The organism is Ruegeria atlantica (assembly GCF_947495585.1).
In the GTDB taxonomy this organism is placed as follows: Bacteria; Pseudomonadota; Alphaproteobacteria; order Rhodobacterales; family Rhodobacteraceae; genus Ruegeria; species Ruegeria atlantica_G.
This window is the reverse complement of the sequence record NZ_CANLZK010000004.1, coordinates 112815-130837: the sequence shown is the minus strand read 5'-3', so window position 1 is coordinate 130837 and position 18023 is coordinate 112815. Positions and strand designations below refer to the sequence as shown.

Genomic DNA, 18023 nt, shown 5'->3' with positions numbered 1-18023 from the left:
GAAACTAGGTCGCATAACTGCGCACAAGCGCGCTGGCGATCAGGGACCACCCGTCGGCGATGACAAAAAACGCCAGTTTAAACGGCAAGGAAACTGTGGCTGGCGGCACCATCATCATCCCCATCGACATCAGCACCGCCGCAACCACAAGGTCGATGATCAGAAATGGCAGAAAGACCAGAAACCCGATCTGAAAAGCGCGCGCAATTTCGGACAGCATGAAGGATGGCATCAGGATGGACAGCGGCGCGTCGGGCGACAGCGTTGTGGCATCACCACCGGGGCGCAGGGCGGCCATGGCGTGAAACGTATCGGGGTCCAATCGCGCAGCCATGAAACCGCGAAACGGCTGTAATGCACGCTCTAATGCAGGCTCGACCTCCATAGTTTCATCGACCAACGGCTGAATTCCTGTTGTCCAGGCTTCGGAAAAGACCGGCTCCATGATGAAATAAGTCAGAAACAGCGCCAGACTGACAATCAGCATATTGGGAGGAGATTGCTGCAACCCGATACCCTGGCGCAGGATCGCCAAAACGGTGATCAGAAACGGAAAACAGGTGATCATGATCGCCAATCCCGGAGCCAGGCTGAGCACGGTGATCAACAGGATCAACTGAATCGTTCGCGCAGATATCGAACCGCCCTCGCCCAGCGAAACAGACAACTCCTGCGCCGTGGACAAAGACGGGGTCAGCACCGCAAACGCGACCGCCAGAATAAGAAATCGGCGCATCAGCCGATCCCGTTTTGCAGGTCCGCGATTTCGGTCAGACGCACAGCCAGCTGACCGGCCTGCTCGCCCTCCATCTCCTCTAGCAGACCGCAAGCGACAAGCTGGTCGCCGACATACAGGTCAACCGGATCCTCGATGCGTTTGTCCAGCATCAGCACGGCGTTTTCCCCCATGTTCAGCAGATCACGGATCAAAGGGCGCGCCCGGCCAACCGATACGGTGACTTCAATCGGAACGGCCTCGAACGGGTTGGGCTTCTCGGATTTCGGGGTTTGCGGATCACTCATTGGTCACTGCCTCTTTTGCCTGAAAAACACATGCCTGAAAGGCTTGATCGACCGCAGCAAGCAAGCCGCTGCAATCCACCTCGCGCTGGGAAACCCCAACCTTGAGCCGCGCCTGCCCTACCTCAAGCGTCGGGTCTTCGATCACCTGCACAGGCGATGAAAGCTCGGCGGGGATCAGGTCCTCCACCTCGTTCACACGACCTGAGGGTACGAAGATTTGCATGGGCTGTCCGATCTGCCCGCGCGCCATATCGGTGAGCTGCTCGACAAGTCGAAATGCAAACCCTCGGTCCAGCATTTCAGGCAAAACCAGCTGTGTCAGGCTCTGAAACATTGGTTCCAGCGACAGGGCCATCCGGGTAACCGCTTCATGGTAGGTAAAAGACATATCTTCGAGCGATTTGGCCAATCCGGCCGAAACCTGCCCCCGGCTCTGCTCTTGCGCCTGGACCGCGTCTTCCCACCCGGCGCTATAGCCTTGCTCGAACGAGGCCAGCCTTTGTTCCTCTAACGCGTCCTCATCCAGTACGTGCAGCTGTCCGCCGCCGGCCTGTAAAGTGAAATCTTCAAGAAGATGGGCAATCGACATCACACACGCTCCTCACCTTCTTCCAGCCAGCTGCGCAGGATTTCGACCGTTTCTTCCTGCTTGTCGCCGATCATCGCCCTGAGCCGATCCACCGGGTCCGCCCCGGCATCGGTCGCAAGCGCCGGAACGTTCCCAGTGGGCCCCTGCCCCGGCAAGGAGGTGAATTGACCGCCTTCTTCCGTCGCAATTTCGCCGGTCAGGTATGCGTCAGGTTCCTGGGCTGTACCTGCGGGCAACAGCGCCGGAGCAGTCGCCGGTTGGGTCAGAATAGGGCGGATGACAAACACCCCAAGTACCAGGGAAACCAGTGCCAACACGGCCATCTGAATCAGCGACATCGCGTCGAAATGCACCTTCTGCCACAGCGAGGCGGTTGCCAGACTGCCCTGCGGCTCGACCGCCGGCAGATCCAGCGATTTCAGCGTAATAACGTCGCCACGCTCGGCATCGAAGCCCACTGCCGAGGCCACAAGCTCCTGCAGTGCATCCATCTCGGCCTGCGGCATCGGTATAAATGTTTCACTGCCGTTTGCGTCCACGGATCGCGTTCCGTTTACCAGAACAGCCACCGTCAGTCGCTTGATCGCGCCAGGACCGTTGTGAACCTCAAGCTCGGTTTCGGAAACCTCGTAGTTGACCCGTTCTCGGGTCTGGGTTGCGTTCGAATTGGATTCGTCCCCGCCCGCGCCATCGCCATCGGGCAGGTTCGACGCAACCGTCACATCCCCGGACTGGTTGCGGGCACTGTCCGAACGCTCTTCGACATCGGTGCTGATGGCCACACGGCCATTGGGATCGAAACGCCGTTCGCGGATTGATTCTGTCTTGGTAACCGTATCGACACTCACCTCGACCACCGCATTTCCAGCTCCGACCCGGGCTTCGATCAGACGCAGAACCCGCTCGCGCAGCTGGCGCGATTTATCGTCAGCGGTATCTGCGGACACCGGGTTGTCCTGTGCTCCGATCACTGCGCCATTCGAATCGATGACGGTGACGTTCTCGGGCGCCAGTCCGCTGACTGCGGACGACACAAGAAACCGGATCGCCTTTGCCTGATCCGACGTGATGTCCGTGCCCGACGCGACCAGATAGATCGATGCGGTTGGTGCAACACTGCGCTGGAACGGATTGGCTGATCCACTGGCAATATGCACACGTGCCTGGCTGATATGGGGGCTGCCGACAATGGTTCTGGCCAACTCTCCTTCTTTGGCGCGCCAATAGGCGGCGTCGAACATCTGCGACGTTGTGCCAAACCCGCTGAGCGAATCCAGCAGCTCGTAGCCCCGGTTTCCGGTTGCCGGCAGACCCTCGCTGGCCAGCGTCAAGCGCAATTCATCCCGTTGTGACCCCGGCACATAGATGGAGCCGCCGCGAATCTCATACTGCACACCGCGCTGATCCAATGAACGGACGATATCCCCCGCAGCACCGCTTTCTAATCCGGCGTAAAGCAGGGTCATCGACGGTGTTGTCACCAGACGCGACATCGCCAGTATCCCCAGAAACACCAGCACGACTGCACCTGCGACAATGATTTGTTTACGCCTGTCCAAACTTGCCCAGACAGTTCCGATCTGCTGCACGATCACCTCCGACTCGCCGACATTCTGTGCGACGCATCCCTTGTTTGGACGATTGCCCTTAACAATCGGTTAGTTCCTGTCGGGTTATGACGATTGCAGATTGTAGGAATGAGGACGTCATGACCGACGCGGCTGCAAAACAGGCAGAAGTCCCGGAAAAATCTGGGAAAAAGGGAATGATACTAGGCGCGATTCTGGCGATAGCCGGTGCTGGGGGAGGATACTTCCTGACCACCTCGGGCCTGTTGCCGATAGGTGGAAAACCCGTTGTACAAACCGCCGAGGAAGCAGAGGAAAGCAAGCCTGCCAAGGCTCTGCCAAAGGTCGGTTTCGTTGACCTTGCCCCAGTCGTCGTTTCGGTAAACACAAGCGATTCGCGACATCTGAAGTTTCACGCCCAGCTCGAGGTGAACGCGCCGTACATGGCGGATGTGGAAAAGATGAAACCGCGAATCATGGACGTGCTGAACGGATATCTACGCGCGATTGAGGTAACGGATCTTGAGGATTCGCTCGCGCTCATACGCATCCGAGGACACTTGTTGCGGCGTATCGAAATCGTCGTCGGCGAAGGCCGCGTTCGCGATGTTCTCGTCATGGAATTCGTACTGAACTAGGAGGCGAAGTTGGAGCTGATTGCAGATATTTTGCTGGTGGCAGGCGCCTTGGGTGCGGGTCTTTATTGTTTCGTCCTGTCCAGGCGGTTGAAACGCTTTACCGACCTTGAAAAAGGCGTCGGTGGTGCCGTCAGTGTGCTGTCATCGCAAGCGGAAGAGTTGAAACGGTCACTGGATTCAGCGCGCGACGCCTCGGATCAATCTGGCGTCGCGCTGAAGGAATTGACCGAGCGCGCCGAAACAGTGGCGCAGCGGCTTGAGTTGATGATGGCCTCGATGCATGACGTAGTGTCGGACGATGATGAGGCGACCGAGATCCCTACACCAGAGCCTGAGCCGGTTGTTTCCGAAGAACAGTCCCAAGCCAACTCAGTGCCCGTCATTGAAGAAGACGCGCCAGCCGAGACTCAGGTCAAACGTCCGGGTGGGTTGATGTTCCTGCGTCACAGCCGCAGCGAGGCCACGACATGAGGCGGAAGCGGGCAGAAAACCGTCCCAAAGGCGGCGTTCTTGCGGTGATCGCGATGCTTATGATCGGTTCCGCCGCGATCAGAATAGGATTCGAGGCCGGGCCCGCGCTGGCTAAAGGATCCGATCCCGCCCCATCGCTGGCGAGGAGCAGCCAAGCCGAACAGCCCGGTGCGCAAGAATTGTTGACTGAATTGCTACGCCGCGAAGACGCGCTCAAGAAACGAGAGGCCGCGTTGCAAGACAAAGAAAAGGCGCTGGATATCGCGGATCAGGCGATTGAAACGCGCCTGGCTGCCTTGCAGGAGGCAGAAGAGTCGATGCGACAGACACTGGCCTTCGCCGAAAAAGCCGCCGAGTCCGATCTGACGCGCCTGACGGATGTGTATCAGAGCATGAAGCCCAAGGACGCAGCCGCCCTGTTCGAAACCATGGATCCCGGCTTTGCGGCTGGCTTTCTGTCGCGGATGCCGCCTGATTCCGCCGCAGGTGTTCTCGCCGGTCTCAGCCCCGAAGCCGCCTATACGATCAGCGTGATCATGGCCGGTCGCAATGCTGCGGTTCCGCAGGAGTAGCGCACATGTTTTTTACCCCCGCATCTGACATTGCAGGAGACCGCCTATGATCGGAATCATCGGAATCGTCGTCATTTTCGCCATGGTGTTTGGTGGATATCTTGCCGCCGGTGGCAAGATGACGATCATTTTGAAATCGCTCCCGTTCGAGATGATGATGATCGGCGGCGCCGCCGTTGGCGCATTCATGATCAGCAACGACTTGAGCGCTGTCAAACATACGATCAAGGACATGGGTAAAGTGTTCAGGGGCCCCAAATGGAAACCCGAAGATTACCGCGATCTGCTTTGCCTTTTGTTTTCTCTGATCCGCATTGCCAAGGCCAACCCGGTCGAGGTGGAACAGCATATCGAAGACCCCGAGAATTCGACCCTATTCTCAGCCTATCCGAAGATTCAGAAGGACAAGGAAGCTGTCGATCTGATCTGCGACACGATGCGATCCGCGTCGATGAATTACGACGATCCACATCAAGTTGAAGAAGTGCTGGAAAAACGGATGGAGACCAATTTTCACCACGCCATGCATTCCAGCCACGCGCTGCAAACCGTCGCCGATGGTTTGCCCGCACTTGGTATCGTGGCCGCCGTTTTAGGCGTAATCAAAACGATGGGGTCCATCGACCAGCCGCCCGAAGTACTGGGCAAACTGATCGGAGGCGCTTTGGTCGGGACGTTCCTGGGCGTGTTTCTCGCCTATGGCCTGGTTGGCCCGTTCGCTGGCAAGCTGAAAGCAGTTGTCGAAGAGGACAACCATTTCTACCAGTTGATCAAAGAGGTTCTGGTCGCCAATCTGCACAACCACAATGCAGCCATGTGCATTGAAGTTGGCCGCCAGAACACGCCGACGCATAACCGCCCAGCATTTTCTGAGCTGGAAGATGCGTTGAAGGAACTCAAACAGGCGGCGGCATGATTCGAACAGTTTTTCTTGCTTTGGCGCTAACCGCCGCGGCAGCGCAAGTTCAAGCACAAGATGTGCAGGTACGCTCGGGCGAACATGAAGGGTATACGCGGCTGGTCGCACAGGTTCCGCCGGGCACTAATTGGGCGCTGTCGCACAAGAAAAATGGTGCGCGTCTGACTGTCCAACTGGAAAAGGTTAACTTCGACACAGCAGCCGTGTTCCGGCGTTTGACGCAAAACCGCTTGGCCGCGATCTCTCAGTCCGAACCGGGCGCGGCACTTGATATGCAATTTGGCTGCGACTGTGTTGCCAATGCCTTTCTGTTCAAGGGCACGATGATCGTGGTGGATATTGCACCCGGCTCGGCGCTGCCCCCAATCAGCGCTGATATACCATCGCCTGTTTTGCCCAAAGCGCCCAAAGAGAAAGACCCATTGGTCGCGCAAAATTTGCAGAGTCTCGAATTGCCATTGCTAAACCTGAACGCACATCGCTTTGAAGAACAGCTCTCTACCCTGCTGCTGCGCGGCTCTGACCGGGAAGTCGTTGATTTGAGGCTTGCTCCGGTTGGACCAAGGCTGTCGGTCCCCAAGAACGATCCCTTTAGCCCCTCAGACCTTAATGCCAATATTCATGTGACATCCGTTCTGGACGGCTTGAATGAACTTTTAGGACCATCCCTGCCGCAGCTTGAACAACGCCCACCCTGCATCTCAAGCGCTGAGCTTGGGTTTGACAGTTGGTCTGGGGCAACTCCCTTTCCAGAACAGGTGGCTTCGTTGCGAGCCGGCTTGTTTAAAGAATTCGATCATCTTGACGAAGAAAAGGCGCTGAAGCTGGCGCAGCTATACGCCTATTCCGGGTTCGGCGCAGAGGCTATTCGGACGCTTGAATTGCTTGGGCAGCATTCGCCGGACACAGATCGGGTTGCCTCTATAGCCCGGTATCTTGATGGCGCACAGCCGTCCCATCCGAACCCGTTTACCAATCTTCAGCGGTGTGAAAGCGACGCCGCGCTTTGGGCTCTTTTGATCGAAGGAGAGATGCAGGAAGAGGCCCAGTTGCAGTCGATCGAACAGTCATTTGCGCGCTTGCCCAACCATCTTCGCCGTCAAGTTGGACCAACATTGGCGGAAATTCTGACAGATGCTGGGAAACTTGAACCAGCAAGGCGCGTGTTGCGCACGGTCGACCGCGTTGCGACTGAGGACAGCGCCGATACATCCCAAGCCAAGGCTAAAGTCGCGGCTGCCGAAGGCGACGGCCCGAAGTCAGAAGCATTGTTGAACGAGGTCATCGCCGCGTCGGGAGCAGAGTTGGAGGCACCGCTTGCGCTTGCGCGACTGGTCGACAAGCGATGGTCGGAACGTGGGGCAATATCCCCGCAAGAGCTTGATCTTGCGGCGTCTTACGTCATGGAGTTTCGCCGGTCTGAAATCGGGCCGCGCATGCTGCAAACACAGATCGTCGCTTTGAGCCTTAGCCATGAATTCGATAAGGCGATGAATCTGCTGGGCGCCCAAAATGCGCAGGACATAGCCGTCGAGACGCTGAACCGCGTCGCCCAGATCCTGACCGAACGCGCCGACGACGCGACATTTCTAAGGCGTGTCGTGACCCTGACGCCCGAGCAGAAATTGGAGCTATTCACAGACACAAGCGTGGGATTGGCCGAGCGCTTGGTCACCCTTGGTTTTGCGGACGCGGCGCTGGAACTGGCCAGTCGGTCACAGGACAAGGCCCGGCGCGCAGAAAGGGCACGATTACGTGCGCGCGCTGCCTTACTGCAACACCGACCACATCAAGCGATTTTGGAACTGGTCGACGATCCATCAGACGTGGCCCAGCTTTTGCGAGGGCAAGCATTGCAGATGACGGATGATTACGTGGCAGCTGGTCAGCTTTTGCGTGCTGTGGGTGAGGATGAAAACGCCGATCGGTTCTTTTGGTTGGCCGATCATCCGGAAACAGTCGAGCACGAACGCGACACAAAGTTCCTCGCAGTTCAGCAAACAACGCGGCTCCTGTCCGTGCCGCCAATACGAATGCAGGACAAACCCTTAGCTGACGCGAAGGGCTTGTTGGATGACAGCGCAAAAACACGCCAGCACATTCTGGATTTGCTTGCGAAGGTGGACCAATAGCGGATCAGGTCGGCGCCACCTGCATTCACTGTTTGTCTTTCAATAGGTGCCCACTGAGCGTCGGCCCGCAGCTCGCACCGGCCGCTTTTACGGATCAAAGACCAACGGCATCAGGTCCGACAATCTGGATGTAGGTTCGACCCAACCCAATATGGCCGCGCGGATCGCGTCCGCGCGATCTGAACCGACGACTGGCGCGGCAAACTCGGTGTACTTGGCGATCACATCTCCCCTGCTGAGCGGGGCCTCCGGCCCGCCGCGCGCGTGAGTGGCGCCGGATTCGAACACACGCCCATCGGTCGATTTCAAGGTGACATCGGCCCACCGCCCCTGCGGGAAGCGTGCACTGTGTCGCGCATCTTCCAGAACGTGAATACGCGACACCAACTCTGCCACTGCCGGATCAGACAAACCCGCACCCGAGATATGTTCGACCCCGATCCGACCATGGATCGCCTGAACCGCCACGGCAAAAGGCAGAGAATACTGGGCTTGAGACGTGGTATCAGGCATGCCGCCATACAGGCAGGCCGCTTCGTGAAAACTGTTGATATGGATGGATCGGATCTGGTCGTGCGCCAGGTTATTCTCCATCATCACTGTCCGAACGCCATCAATGGCCGCATGGGCCCAGCGACATATCGGATAGGGTTTTACGTATTGGTGCTCGACCTGCCAGAACTGACCCAAATCACCCCAGAACGACGCGACATCAGCATCTTCGATTGTGATGGCCGGGGCACCGATAAAACCACGTTCAGCCAGGATCGCAGATGATATGCCAACCATCGCGCCCCAACCCGATCCGTCATGCAGCATCGTCGGATTTGCAATCTCGCGCATCATCTGACTTCGAGGTCCGTGGTATTCCGCGATTCCCAATGCTTGTCGAAACTGGTCGGGTGTATGCCTGCGCATGCGCGCAGCCATGGCCACCACACCCAGTGCGTTCCACGCGCCGGACGTGTGATAATCGCTGACCGATGCGTGCAGCGATAGCCCCGCGCGTCCCGCAATTTCATATCCTGTGACGACGGCAGCCAGGGCTTCGGGGCCGGACAAATCAGGGCAACGCGCACCAAGTGAAATCAACGCGGGCAGTACAACGACACCGATATGCCCTTTGGTAGGGTTGTAGCCGTCGTGCCCATCCAAATTGTCGGTTTGCGTGGCCGCCGCATAGGCAGCGCCTGCTATGCTGACAGGGCGGCCATCAAACATCATCGGAACGCTGAATGCCGCATCAGTGCTTGCATAGAGCAGCGCGGCAGTATCGCGGGCGATCACGCCGGCCTCCATCGGGCCGGAGGCGATCAGGATGCCCATTGTGTCCAGCATCATCAGGGCAGCGGCCTCTTTCGCGCTGTCGGGCATCTTCTGCGCTGAAAGGTTCAGGGCAAAATCCGTGACCCGATCCAGCGTGCCGGTCATTTGGCTGCCTCCATCACCTTGGGTTGGACATGGCGCAGCCGGAGACCCGATGGATCAAAGGGCGGTTCAGCCAAAACTCTGGCTTTATGCGGTTTGCCGAGGATGAAGATTTCCACCATATCCCCCGGCTTTACGACTGCCGGATTTGCATAGCCGATGGCCAGGGACTTGCCGACTGAATAGCCATAGGCCCCTGAGGTCACACGTCCGACCGGTGCGCCATCTGGTGTAAAGATAGGTTCGCCACCGGACGCGTCAGCATTCGTCACCTCGACCTCAAAAATCGACAGAACCTCGCGCGCGGCGTTATCCTTGACGGCCAGGTAGGCATCCTTGTGCAGGAAGTCCTTATCCAGCTTGATCAGACCTGCCAGCCCGACCTCCTGCGGCCAGTATTCCTGAGAATACTCGCGGCCCCAGGAGCCATAACCCTTCTCGATCCGCAGTGACCCCAACGCGCGGCCGCCCACCGGACCACCGTCGCACTCCTTCGCAGCCTCAAGCAGTGCTGAGTAGAGCCTGATCTGGTCCTCTTCTGCGCAGTGCAACTCCCACCCCAAGTCACCGGTAAAGCTGACACGGATCGCAAGGCAGGTGACGCCGGCAACCTCGATCGTAGCCGAGCGCATGAAGCGGAACGCCTCGTTCGTCAAATCCGCATTGGTCAGCCGCTGCAGCAGGTCACGCGATTTGGGCCCTGCGACGTTGAAGCCCGCAATCCGGTCCGTCGCCACCTCGAACGTGGTGCCTTCGGGCAGGTCGATCATTTTGAAGAACCGCTGATGATAGCGCTCGGCCATACCCGAGCCGATCATCATGTATTCGTCCTCGGCCACCTTGGTGATGGTAAAGTCGCCGGCCACACCCCCGCGCACCGAGATTAGCGGCGTGAGGCAGGACCGCCCGACCACGGTCGGCACCCGGTTGGCAACCAGCTTGTCCAGCCACTCATTGGCACCCGGGCCCTTAATGACGTAGTTAGCGAAGTTCGAGATGTCGATCACGCCGACGCTCTCGCGCAGCATTTTTACCTCGCGGCCCACCGGGTCCCACCAGTTCTGGCGGGTAAAGCCGATCGTTTCTTCCGTGTCGGGCTGATCGGCAAACCACAGCGGATGCTCCCAGCCGCAGTTCAGACCAAAGACGCAGCCTATGTCCTTTTGCATTTCATAGGCCGGGCGCACGCGGGCCGGACGGCCTGCGCTGCGTTCCTCGGTCGGGAAATGGATGGCGAACCGGTGAGTATACTGGTCCTCGACCCGCGCCTTGGTGAATTTCTTGTCCGCCCAGTCGCCAAACCGGGCGAGATCCCAGGCGAACATGTCGTATTGCGGCTCACCCTCGATCATCCACTGCGCCGCCAGCAACCCCAGCCCGCCCGATTGCGAGAAGCCGGGGATCAGGCCCCCACAGAGGAAATAGTTCTTCAGTTCCGGCACCGGACCCCAAAGGGCGGAACTGTCCGGGGACCAGATCATCGGCCCATTAATCACCCGTTTCACACCGGCCGTCGCCGCTGCGGGCACACGCTCGGTTGCGCGGATCACGTTGTCCATGATCCGGTCCAGATCGTCGGGGAACAGATCATGGGCGAAGTCCAACGGCGTGCCGTCTTCGGCCCAGAACTTCATGTCCTTCTCATAGGCCCCGATCAGCAGCCCGTTGCCTTCCTGTCGGAAATAGTACTCGCCGTCCCGATCGGCGATCGACGGTAAACGGCGACCCAAGTTGGCAACCTCATCAATGGAATCGGTCACGAAATACTGGTGTTCGGTCGGTTGCAACGGCAGAGTCAAACCCGCCAATGCCGCTACTTCGCGGCCCCAAAGGCCTGCGGCATTCACAACCCATTGCGTATGGATGTCGCCCTTTTCGGTACGCACGATCCACGACCCATCTGGCTGCTGATCAGTGCCTAACACGGGGCAAAACCGCTCAATCGTTGCGCCCATGGCGCGTGCGCCTGCGGCATATGCGTGCGGCACGCCTGAGGGATCCACGTTGCCGCCTTCGGGTTCAAACATAATGCAGCGGATATCGTCGAACCGCGCCAGCGGGTGAAGTTCCATCGCTTGTTCTCGGCTGACCTCGTAGAAATTCAGGCCATAGAACCGAGCCTTGACCTCTTGCAGGCGCAACTGGTGCTCACGATCTTCGGTCTGAGCCAGATACAGGGAACCGGGCTGGAACACTCCGCAACTCTGGCCGGTTTCCTGCTCCAGCTCTTTATACAGGTTCATTGTGTAATGCTGGATGCGGGTGATGTTGCTATTGTCATGCAACCCGTGGATATTGGCCGCCGCGTGCCAGGTTGATCCGCTGGTCAGTTCATCCCGTTCAAGCAGGACAACGTCCCGCCAACCAAGCTTGGCCAAATGGTACAGGATTGAACAGCCAGCCAATCCTCCGCCGATGACTACGGCCTGTGCATGCGTTTTCATGAACTTGATCTCCCACCGACGGAACCGAAAACGGCACCCTTTGGAGGAAGTCAGCCACATGTCTTATGTGGCTTATGCTCTGTTCCCGACGCGAAATGTCGGGAACAGAGCTTGAATGGCCGGTTTTGATTAGTAAGGCGCTTCTACGTCGTTCATCGAAACATAGACCGTCTTCATCTCGCTGAAGTGATTGATCGCCAGTTTCGAGTTTTCGCGCCCGACACCCGACATTTTGGATCCACCGAACGGGGCCTCGACCGGAGCCAGATTATAGGTGTTGATATAGCAGGTGCCCGCCTCGAACCCGGCCACAATGCGGTGCGCGCGGGTCAGATCGTTGGTGAAGACACCGGCTGCCAATCCAAACTCGGTGTCGTTGGCGCGGGCCATCACTTCTTCTTCGGTATCGAAATCCAGTACGGACATGACAGGGCCAAAGATTTCTTCGCGCGCGATGGCCATATCGTCCGTCACATCCGCAAACACTGTGGGCTGCATGTAAAAGCCGGCACTGTCGATCCGCTCACCGCCAAATACTAGACGCGCACCTTCGGCCTTGCCCTTTTCGACATAGCTCAGCGCGATGTTCAGTTGGTTTTCGCTGACCATAGGGCCAAAGTTGACGTCCTCATCCAGCGGATCACCAATTTTCGCAGTGGCCAGACGTTCTGAGAGGCGCTTGAGGAATGCCTCTTTGACGCCTTTCTGCACAAAGACACGGGTGCCGTTCGAACAGACCTGACCCGAGGAATAGAAGTTGCCCAGGATCGCACCCGAAACAGCGTTTTCGATATCGGCGTCGTCGAACACGATCATCGGGGACTTGCCGCCCAGTTCCATCGTCACGTGCTTCATGCCGTCGGCAGCTGCGGCATAGACCTTGCGGCCGGTCGGAACGGACCCGGTCAGCGAAACCTTGGCCACGCGCGGATCGGTCACAAGCGATGCGCCAACATCGCCATAGCCCTGGATCACGTTATAGACGCCCTTTGGCGCGCCCGCCTCGATCAGGATCTCGGCCACTTGCAACGCCGAGAGGGGCGTGGTCTCGGACGCTTTGAAGACCATCGTATTGCCGCAGGCCAGTGCAGGGGCTCCTTTCCAGCATGCGATCTGGGTCGGGTAGTTCCATGCCCCGATACCGACGCAAACGCCCAGCGCCTCGCGGATGGTGTAGACAAAGTCTCCGCCGCCCAGCTGGATATGCTCACCCGTCAATGACGCAGCCAGCCCCCCAAAGTACTCCAACGCATCCGCACCCGATGTGGCGTCGGCCACCAGGGTTTCCTGCAAGGGTTTACCGGTGTCGTGGGTTTCGAGGATCGAAAGCGCGCGATTGCGGTCACGCATGATGTCAGATGCCCGTCTCAGGATACGCCCACGCTCGGTCCCGGACATTGCCGCCCACTCAGCCTGAGCGTTTTTGGCACTTGTTAGAGCCTGATCTACAATATCCGGCGTGGCAGAGTGCAGCCGGGCGATGATTTCACCGGTGGCGGGGTAGATCACGTCGATAGGGGTGCCGTTGGTATCTTCGACATATGCGCCGTTGATGAAATGGCTCGCTTTGGGCTGAAACTTCATGCCGATTTCCTTCTCAGAAGTTCTTTCTTTCGCGTTTATATTTTACTGACTGACCAGTCAATAAAAGCAATTCACGGCGGACTCCCGCTGATGTGAATCGGCGACTTCTTGAATAAATTGCTTAATGTTCCATTTATGTTCTACATAGTCAGAGGAACAATCCGATGTCTTATCACGCCCGCAACCCGGCCATGGATGGCCCATCAAACGACTATCACCTGTTGCCCGTCACAGACCGGCAAATGCGATACGCTCGTGCAATTGCCCAACAGTCGGCCTTGGAAATCCCGGTCGAGGCACAACGGGATCGCAAGTCGATGTCTGCCTGGATTTCGGCGCACAAGCCAGCCGATCCATCGCCCTTTGCGGACTATCCATCCGGCAAGCAGGTTGCCTTTGCCGAACGCATTTCCCGTAGCAGGCGCAGGCCTATCCCATCCGAGTGTTTCCGCGACAAACAGATGATGTCCCGCTGGATTGATCAGAACAAATAATGGCCGTCTAATGTTTATGGTGGCGGGTATAGAGCGCAACCGTAGCAGCAACAAACATACCCAAGAGGATGTAGCCGGTAACAGCCTCAGCGACGGCCAGCCCGCGACACAAGCCTGTTGGGATCATGTCGCCATATCCCACCGTTGTGAAGGTGACGTATGAAAAATACAGGAAATCGGCTGGAACATCTGCACCGACCACGCAATTGTCGGCGTAGCCGAAAGCGCCATACGCCGCCGCGAACAAGAACGGCACGACCTGAATGAAGGACACACCCATCAGAAACAAGCGTCGATGCGGCAGTTTCACCTGTGTCATGTAGTACCAGGATTGCGATGCGACCCAAACCACCAGGCAGACCGACACAATAGTACCAATGGTTTCGCCTGCGGCCGCCTCACTCAGGCGCGACAGACCATACCACGCGAAAAAACTGGCAATAACCAGTCCAACCGCTGCGATAAGCGTCGATTTCCACTCTTCCAGTGTTGTAGGTTCGCGGTGCATAAAACTTCCGATAGCCTAGGTTTTTCCGCGATCATCAGGGTTCCGGCCTGTACCCGCAACCTTAATCATTCACCTGTCATTCAGCGCCCAGGTGCTCTTGCCCGCGCTGACGCGACAACAGGATCTGTTTCTGACGTTCCCTGAAACGCGTCTTGTCCGCATCCGAACTCTCATTGATGCACCGACGGCAGGACACGCCGTGCTCGTATTCCGCGCGCTTCATATCCTCTGGCAGAATCGGGCGGCGGCAACCGTGGCACAGGTTGTGCGGTCCTTCGACCAACCCATGTCCAACCGAGACGCGATTGTCGAACACAAAGCACTCGCCCTGCCAGGTGCTGTCATCGGCGGGCATCTCTTCGAGATACCGCAGGATGCCGCCTTTCAGGTGGTAAACATCCTCGACCCCCTGCCCCAACAAGTAGTTGGTGGATTTCTCACAACGGATGCCGCCGGTGCAGAACATGGCGACGCGTTTGTTGTGAAAGCGGTCTTTGTTTTCTTCCCACCAGGCCGGAAAATCACGGAAACTGGCTGTTTCAGGGTCTACTGCGCCCTCAAACGTACCAATCGCCACCTCGTAGTCATTGCGTGTGTCGATCACGACCACATCGTCAGACCGGATCAGATCGTTCCAGTCCTCGGGCTCGACATAATTGCCGACACGGGCACGCGGATCGACGTCCGGCTGGCCCATGGTCACGATCTCTTTTTTCAGACGCACCTTCATTTTGCCAAAGGGCGGATGATCGGATGTGGCCTCTTTCCACTCAAGATCCGCACAACCGGGCAGAGCCTTGATGTGGGCCAGCACCACATCGATCCCACTACGCGGGCCGGCGATGGTTCCGTTGATCCCCTCGGCAGCCAGCAACAAGGTGCCCTTGACTGATTGCGCGCGGCATAGGTCCAGCAGCGGGTCGCGCAGGGACACGTGATCCGAAAAACGGGTGAAGTGATAGAGAGCAGCGATCGTATACATGCGCGCGGTCTAAACCCGCTGGGCCAGAGTCGCAAGGGACCGGATTGACGCCCCCCGCCCTGCCCCCTACCGATAGGACAATGCGAGGAGATTCCCGATGGCCCATGCCCTAATTGTAATCGACGTTCAGAACGATTTCTGCCCCGGTGGTGCCCTGGCGGTGCCCGGAGGTCACGAGATCGTGGACCCCATCAACACTATGATGGCAGAGTTCGACGCCGTGATCCTGACGCAGGATTGGCACCCGGCGGGACATTCGTCCTTTGCCAGCGAGCACGACGGCAAAACCCCCTTGGACATGACCGAAATGCATTATGGGCCGCAGGTCTTGTGGCCGGATCATTGCGTGCAGGGTACCGACGGTGCGGAATTCCATCCGGATCTGAATACCCATGCTGACCTTGTCATTCGCAAAGGCTTTCGGCGCAGCATCGATAGCTATTCCGCATTTTTCGAGAACGACCAAAAGACTCCGACCGGGTTGGAAGGTTACTTGAAATCACGTGGTATCACCAAACTGACCCTGGTTGGGCTAGCCACAGATTTCTGTGTTCATTTTTCAGCCGTTGATGCCGCCCGGTTGGGTTTTGACGTCACGGTCCGAATGGACGCATGTCGGGCGATCGACCTCGATGGGTCGCTGGCGGCCGCAGAAACTGCCATGCGAGCTGCTGGTGTGACGCTCGCCTAAGGTGTTGCCCCGGCAGCAGCGAGGTATCTGAGAACGGCAAACAAAATCACCGCCAGACCCAGAGCAAAGCCAATCCGTCCGTGGATCGAGCGCCGCTCCGGTGTCGCGGGTGATTTATAGCGTGGATTCGGCGTCCAATCGGCAACTTGTCGGCGTTGACCGACGTGCGGCTTCGCAGTTTTTACATCATACAGGAATTGATAAAAATCGAACTCGCCGCAATATTCGCCCCTGATCCCAGCTGCCCGAATATTAGTGAACAACGCGCGCAAAATCCGTTCGCGGTCGGCCACATCTCCACCGGCGAAATATCCGTGCGACATGCCACTGTCGGCTGAATCCAGATCGAACCCAGCATTTTGGAAAATCTTGCGAATTTTAGGTGACGCCGCCCTGAGCGCGTCAGCCGTTTTCACTTGACGGAATCGGGCACGCGCGACGGACATGTCCAATCGCTCAGAACCGACGTCATCTTCCAATTCTTCGTTAACAACGATGTCAAAATCGTACTCGAGAACCATTCACCAAATTAACCTCGTTCTACCATCCCTCTCTTTTCACTAAACTGTGAAAAGATCACACAATATGCTCGCAATGTGACCTGACCTTGTCATTGTTATCATTCTAGCGACTCTTGCCATTCCACGCACCGATTGATCTAACAACGGAAATCGCAGGAGTTCCCCATGGTCGATATTGCGACACGCGTGTACAATCATAAATGGAAGATTGACCCGATTGTGCGGTCTTTAATCGACACGGATTTCTACAAACTGCTGATGTGCCAGTCAGTGTTTCGAAATAAGCCTCAAACGGATGTGGCTTTTTCCCTGATCAACCGGTCGAATCACATTCCATTGGCCAAACTTATCGATGAAGGCGAGCTGCGCGAGCAATTGGATCATATCCGATCACTTGGCCTGAGCCGGGGCGAAAGCACGTGGCTGCGGGGCAATACGTTCTATGGCAAACGCCAGATGTTCCGTTCGGATTTTATGGAATGGTTCGAAAACATGCGCCTGCCGCCCTATCACCTGGAACGGAAGGGCGATCAGTACGAGCTGACCTTTGAGGGTAAATGGCACGAGGTTATGCTGTGGGAAATCCCGGCGCTTGCGGTTCTGATGGAGCTGCGCTCGCGCGCTGTGCTGAACAACATGCGGCGGTTTGAGCTGCAGGTGCTATATGCCCAGGCCATGACCCGCGTTTGGAAGAAGATCGAACAACTGCGGGATATTGACGGGCTTGGGATCGCTGACTTCGGAACCCGGCGTCGACACAGCTTTCTTTGGCAAGACTGGTGTGTGCAGGCCATGATCGAGGGTCTGGGATCGAGTTTTACCGGTACGTCGAACTGTCTAATCGCCATGCGGCGCGAAGTTGAGGCCATCGGCACCAACGCGCACGAACTGCCGATGGTCTACAGCGCCCTTGCCAAAGACGATGCTGAACTGGCGCAAGCGCCTTATGACGTGCTGAGCGACTGGCACGACGAACATGACGGCAATCTGCGCATCATTCTGCCCGACACCTATGGCACGCAGGGCTTTTTGGATCGCGCACCCGATTGGCTGGCCGGATGGACCGGCATTCGCATCGACAGCGGTGATCCCGCAACAGGCGCGGAAACCGCGATCAAGTGGTGGCAATCCCGTGGAGAAGACCCCCTGGAAAAGCGCGTGATCTTCTCGGATGGTCTGGATGTGGATAAAATTCGGGAACTGCACACTCAATTCGCCCACAGAACCAAAGTCTCGTTCGGGTGGGGCACCTTGCTAACCAACGATTTTCGCGGGCTCGTGCCAAACGACGCGTTGGCGCCGTTCTCGCTGGTCTGCAAGGCTGTGTCCGCCAATGGCCAGCCGACCGTGAAACTGTCGGACAACCCGGAAAAGGCGATGGGACCGAAGGATCAGATCGAACGCTACAAACGAGTGTTCGGCGTAGGCGCGCAAGAGGCGATCGAGGTGATTGTTTAGG

The 18023-nt window shown here is 57.6% G+C and carries 18 protein-coding genes; 8 read left to right on the top strand and 10 right to left on the bottom strand.

Annotated features, from left to right (window positions below):
* Positions 1-4 precede the first annotated feature (4 nt).
* The 4 genes from fliP to fliF are packed head-to-tail and all read right to left on the bottom strand — an operon-like array spanning position 5 to position 3201.
* Positions 5-736 (bottom strand): flagellar type III secretion system pore protein FliP, encoded by a 732-nt coding sequence (fliP, locus tag QMP16_RS10085; protein WP_282152268.1) that lies wholly within the window; start codon positions 734-736, stop codon positions 5-7.
* Positions 736-1023, bottom strand: a complete 288-nt coding sequence (locus QMP16_RS10080; RefSeq protein ID WP_282152267.1) for a FliM/FliN family flagellar motor C-terminal domain-containing protein — start codon at positions 1021-1023, stop codon at positions 736-738. The genes fliP and QMP16_RS10080 overlap by 1 nt, the downstream gene beginning before the upstream one ends.
* On the bottom strand, positions 1016-1612 hold the full coding sequence (locus QMP16_RS10075; protein ID WP_282152266.1) for an ABC transporter ATP-binding protein: 597 nt from the start codon (positions 1610-1612) through the stop codon (positions 1016-1018). Before QMP16_RS10075 ends, QMP16_RS10080 begins: the two co-directional genes overlap by 8 nt.
* A complete protein-coding gene (gene fliF, locus QMP16_RS10070; protein WP_282152265.1) occupies positions 1612-3201 on the bottom strand; it encodes a flagellar basal-body MS-ring/collar protein FliF in 1590 nt (529 codons plus the stop codon). Before fliF ends, QMP16_RS10075 begins: the two co-directional genes overlap by 1 nt.
* A 119-nt stretch (positions 3202-3320) precedes the next feature.
* Between fliF and QMP16_RS10065 the strand changes: the two genes are divergently transcribed.
* Genes QMP16_RS10065 through QMP16_RS10045 form a run of 5 tightly spaced genes read left to right on the top strand, consistent with a single transcriptional unit; the run spans position 3321 to position 7912 of the window.
* Positions 3321-3818, top strand: a complete 498-nt coding sequence (locus QMP16_RS10065) for a flagellar basal body-associated FliL family protein (RefSeq protein WP_282152264.1) — start codon at positions 3321-3323, stop codon at positions 3816-3818.
* Between the two features lie 9 nt (positions 3819-3827).
* Complete coding sequence (locus QMP16_RS10060; protein WP_282152263.1) at positions 3828-4289, top strand: hypothetical protein; 462 nt, start codon at positions 3828-3830, stop codon at positions 4287-4289.
* Positions 4286-4861 (top strand): MotE family protein, encoded by a 576-nt coding sequence (locus QMP16_RS10055; RefSeq protein ID WP_282152262.1) that lies wholly within the window; start codon positions 4286-4288, stop codon positions 4859-4861. Before QMP16_RS10060 ends, QMP16_RS10055 begins: the two co-directional genes overlap by 4 nt.
* A gap of 46 nt (positions 4862-4907) precedes the next feature.
* Positions 4908-5777, top strand: coding sequence for a flagellar motor stator protein MotA (motA, locus tag QMP16_RS10050; protein WP_282152261.1), 870 nt, complete (start codon positions 4908-4910; stop codon positions 5775-5777).
* Positions 5774-7912 carry a hypothetical protein gene (locus QMP16_RS10045; protein ID WP_282152260.1) on the top strand — a complete coding sequence of 713 codons (2139 nt, stop codon included), beginning with the start codon at positions 5774-5776 and terminating at the stop codon, positions 7910-7912. The genes motA and QMP16_RS10045 overlap by 4 nt, the downstream gene beginning before the upstream one ends.
* Positions 7913-7999: 87 nt before the next feature.
* Here the strand turns inward: QMP16_RS10045 and QMP16_RS10040 are convergent, their stop codons facing one another.
* The 3 genes from QMP16_RS10040 to betB all read right to left on the bottom strand — a co-directional run bounded on the left by QMP16_RS10040 (position 8000) and on the right by betB (position 13368).
* The gene (locus QMP16_RS10040) at positions 8000-9343 is read right to left on the bottom strand and encodes an MmgE/PrpD family protein (RefSeq protein WP_282152259.1); all 1344 of its coding nucleotides are present in this window, start codon (positions 9341-9343) and stop codon (positions 8000-8002) included.
* A complete protein-coding gene (locus QMP16_RS10035) occupies positions 9340-11784 on the bottom strand; it encodes a GcvT family protein (RefSeq protein ID WP_282152258.1) in 2445 nt (814 codons plus the stop codon). Before QMP16_RS10035 ends, QMP16_RS10040 begins: the two co-directional genes overlap by 4 nt.
* Before the next feature lie 129 nt (positions 11785-11913).
* A complete protein-coding gene (betB, locus tag QMP16_RS10030; protein WP_282152257.1) occupies positions 11914-13368 on the bottom strand; it encodes a betaine-aldehyde dehydrogenase in 1455 nt (484 codons plus the stop codon).
* A gap of 164 nt (positions 13369-13532) precedes the next feature.
* Between betB and QMP16_RS10025 the strand changes: the two genes are divergently transcribed.
* The gene (locus tag QMP16_RS10025; protein WP_282152256.1) at positions 13533-13862 is read left to right on the top strand and encodes a hypothetical protein; all 330 of its coding nucleotides are present in this window, start codon (positions 13533-13535) and stop codon (positions 13860-13862) included.
* A gap of 7 nt (positions 13863-13869) precedes the next feature.
* Here the strand turns inward: QMP16_RS10025 and QMP16_RS10020 are convergent, their stop codons facing one another.
* Together QMP16_RS10020 and QMP16_RS10015 are read right to left on the bottom strand one after the other, a co-directional pair.
* The gene (locus QMP16_RS10020) at positions 13870-14370 is read right to left on the bottom strand and encodes a potassium channel family protein (protein ID WP_282152255.1); all 501 of its coding nucleotides are present in this window, start codon (positions 14368-14370) and stop codon (positions 13870-13872) included.
* Between the two features lie 76 nt (positions 14371-14446).
* Positions 14447-15352, bottom strand: coding sequence for a rhodanese-related sulfurtransferase (locus tag QMP16_RS10015; protein WP_282152254.1), 906 nt, complete (start codon positions 15350-15352; stop codon positions 14447-14449).
* Positions 15353-15449: 97 nt separating this feature from the next.
* Between QMP16_RS10015 and pncA the strand changes: the two genes are divergently transcribed.
* Positions 15450-16043: a bifunctional nicotinamidase/pyrazinamidase gene (gene pncA, locus QMP16_RS10010; RefSeq protein WP_282152253.1), complete on the top strand. Its 594-nt coding sequence runs from the start codon at positions 15450-15452 to the stop codon at positions 16041-16043.
* Here the strand turns inward: pncA and QMP16_RS10005 are convergent.
* On the bottom strand, positions 16040-16564 hold the full coding sequence (locus tag QMP16_RS10005; protein WP_282152252.1) for a hypothetical protein: 525 nt from the start codon (positions 16562-16564) through the stop codon (positions 16040-16042). The two genes, pncA and QMP16_RS10005, sit on opposite strands and share 4 nt — an antisense overlap.
* 165 nt (positions 16565-16729) lie before the next feature.
* Between QMP16_RS10005 and pncB the strand changes: the two genes are divergently transcribed.
* Entirely contained in the window at positions 16730-18022 is a 1293-nt protein-coding gene (pncB, locus tag QMP16_RS10000) for a nicotinate phosphoribosyltransferase (protein WP_058279083.1), read from the top strand.
* Position 18023: the final 1 nt, after the last annotated feature.

Bases quoted from the DNA above. Each gene is read 5' to 3' on its own strand.
- fliP (WP_282152268.1), bottom strand. From the start codon at position 736: ATGCGCCGATTTCTTATTCTGGCGGTCGCGTTTGCGGTGCTGACCCCG.
- QMP16_RS10080 (WP_282152267.1), bottom strand. From the start codon at position 1,023: ATGAGTGATCCGCAAACCCCGAAATCCGAGAAGCCCAACCCGTTCGAG.
- QMP16_RS10075 (WP_282152266.1), bottom strand. From the start codon at position 1,612: ATGTCGATTGCCCATCTTCTTGAAGATTTCACTTTACAGGCCGGCGGC.
- QMP16_RS10065 (WP_282152264.1), top strand. From the start codon at position 3,321: ATGACCGACGCGGCTGCAAAACAGGCAGAAGTCCCGGAAAAATCTGGG.
- QMP16_RS10055 (WP_282152262.1), top strand. From the start codon at position 4,286: ATGAGGCGGAAGCGGGCAGAAAACCGTCCCAAAGGCGGCGTTCTTGCG.
- motA (WP_282152261.1), top strand. From the start codon at position 4,908: ATGATCGGAATCATCGGAATCGTCGTCATTTTCGCCATGGTGTTTGGT.
- QMP16_RS10045 (WP_282152260.1), top strand. From the start codon at position 5,774: ATGATTCGAACAGTTTTTCTTGCTTTGGCGCTAACCGCCGCGGCAGCG.
- QMP16_RS10040 (WP_282152259.1), bottom strand. From the start codon at position 9,343: ATGACCGGCACGCTGGATCGGGTCACGGATTTTGCCCTGAACCTTTCA.
- QMP16_RS10035 (WP_282152258.1), bottom strand. From the start codon at position 11,784: ATGAAAACGCATGCACAGGCCGTAGTCATCGGCGGAGGATTGGCTGGC.
- betB (WP_282152257.1), bottom strand. From the start codon at position 13,368: ATGAAGTTTCAGCCCAAAGCGAGCCATTTCATCAACGGCGCATATGTC.
- QMP16_RS10025 (WP_282152256.1), top strand. From the start codon at position 13,533: ATGTCTTATCACGCCCGCAACCCGGCCATGGATGGCCCATCAAACGAC.
- QMP16_RS10020 (WP_282152255.1), bottom strand. From the start codon at position 14,370: ATGCACCGCGAACCTACAACACTGGAAGAGTGGAAATCGACGCTTATC.
- QMP16_RS10015 (WP_282152254.1), bottom strand. From the start codon at position 15,352: ATGTATACGATCGCTGCTCTCTATCACTTCACCCGTTTTTCGGATCAC.
- pncA (WP_282152253.1), top strand. From the start codon at position 15,450: ATGGCCCATGCCCTAATTGTAATCGACGTTCAGAACGATTTCTGCCCC.
- QMP16_RS10005 (WP_282152252.1), bottom strand. From the start codon at position 16,564: ATGGTTCTCGAGTACGATTTTGACATCGTTGTTAACGAAGAATTGGAA.
- pncB (WP_058279083.1), top strand. From the start codon at position 16,730: ATGGTCGATATTGCGACACGCGTGTACAATCATAAATGGAAGATTGAC.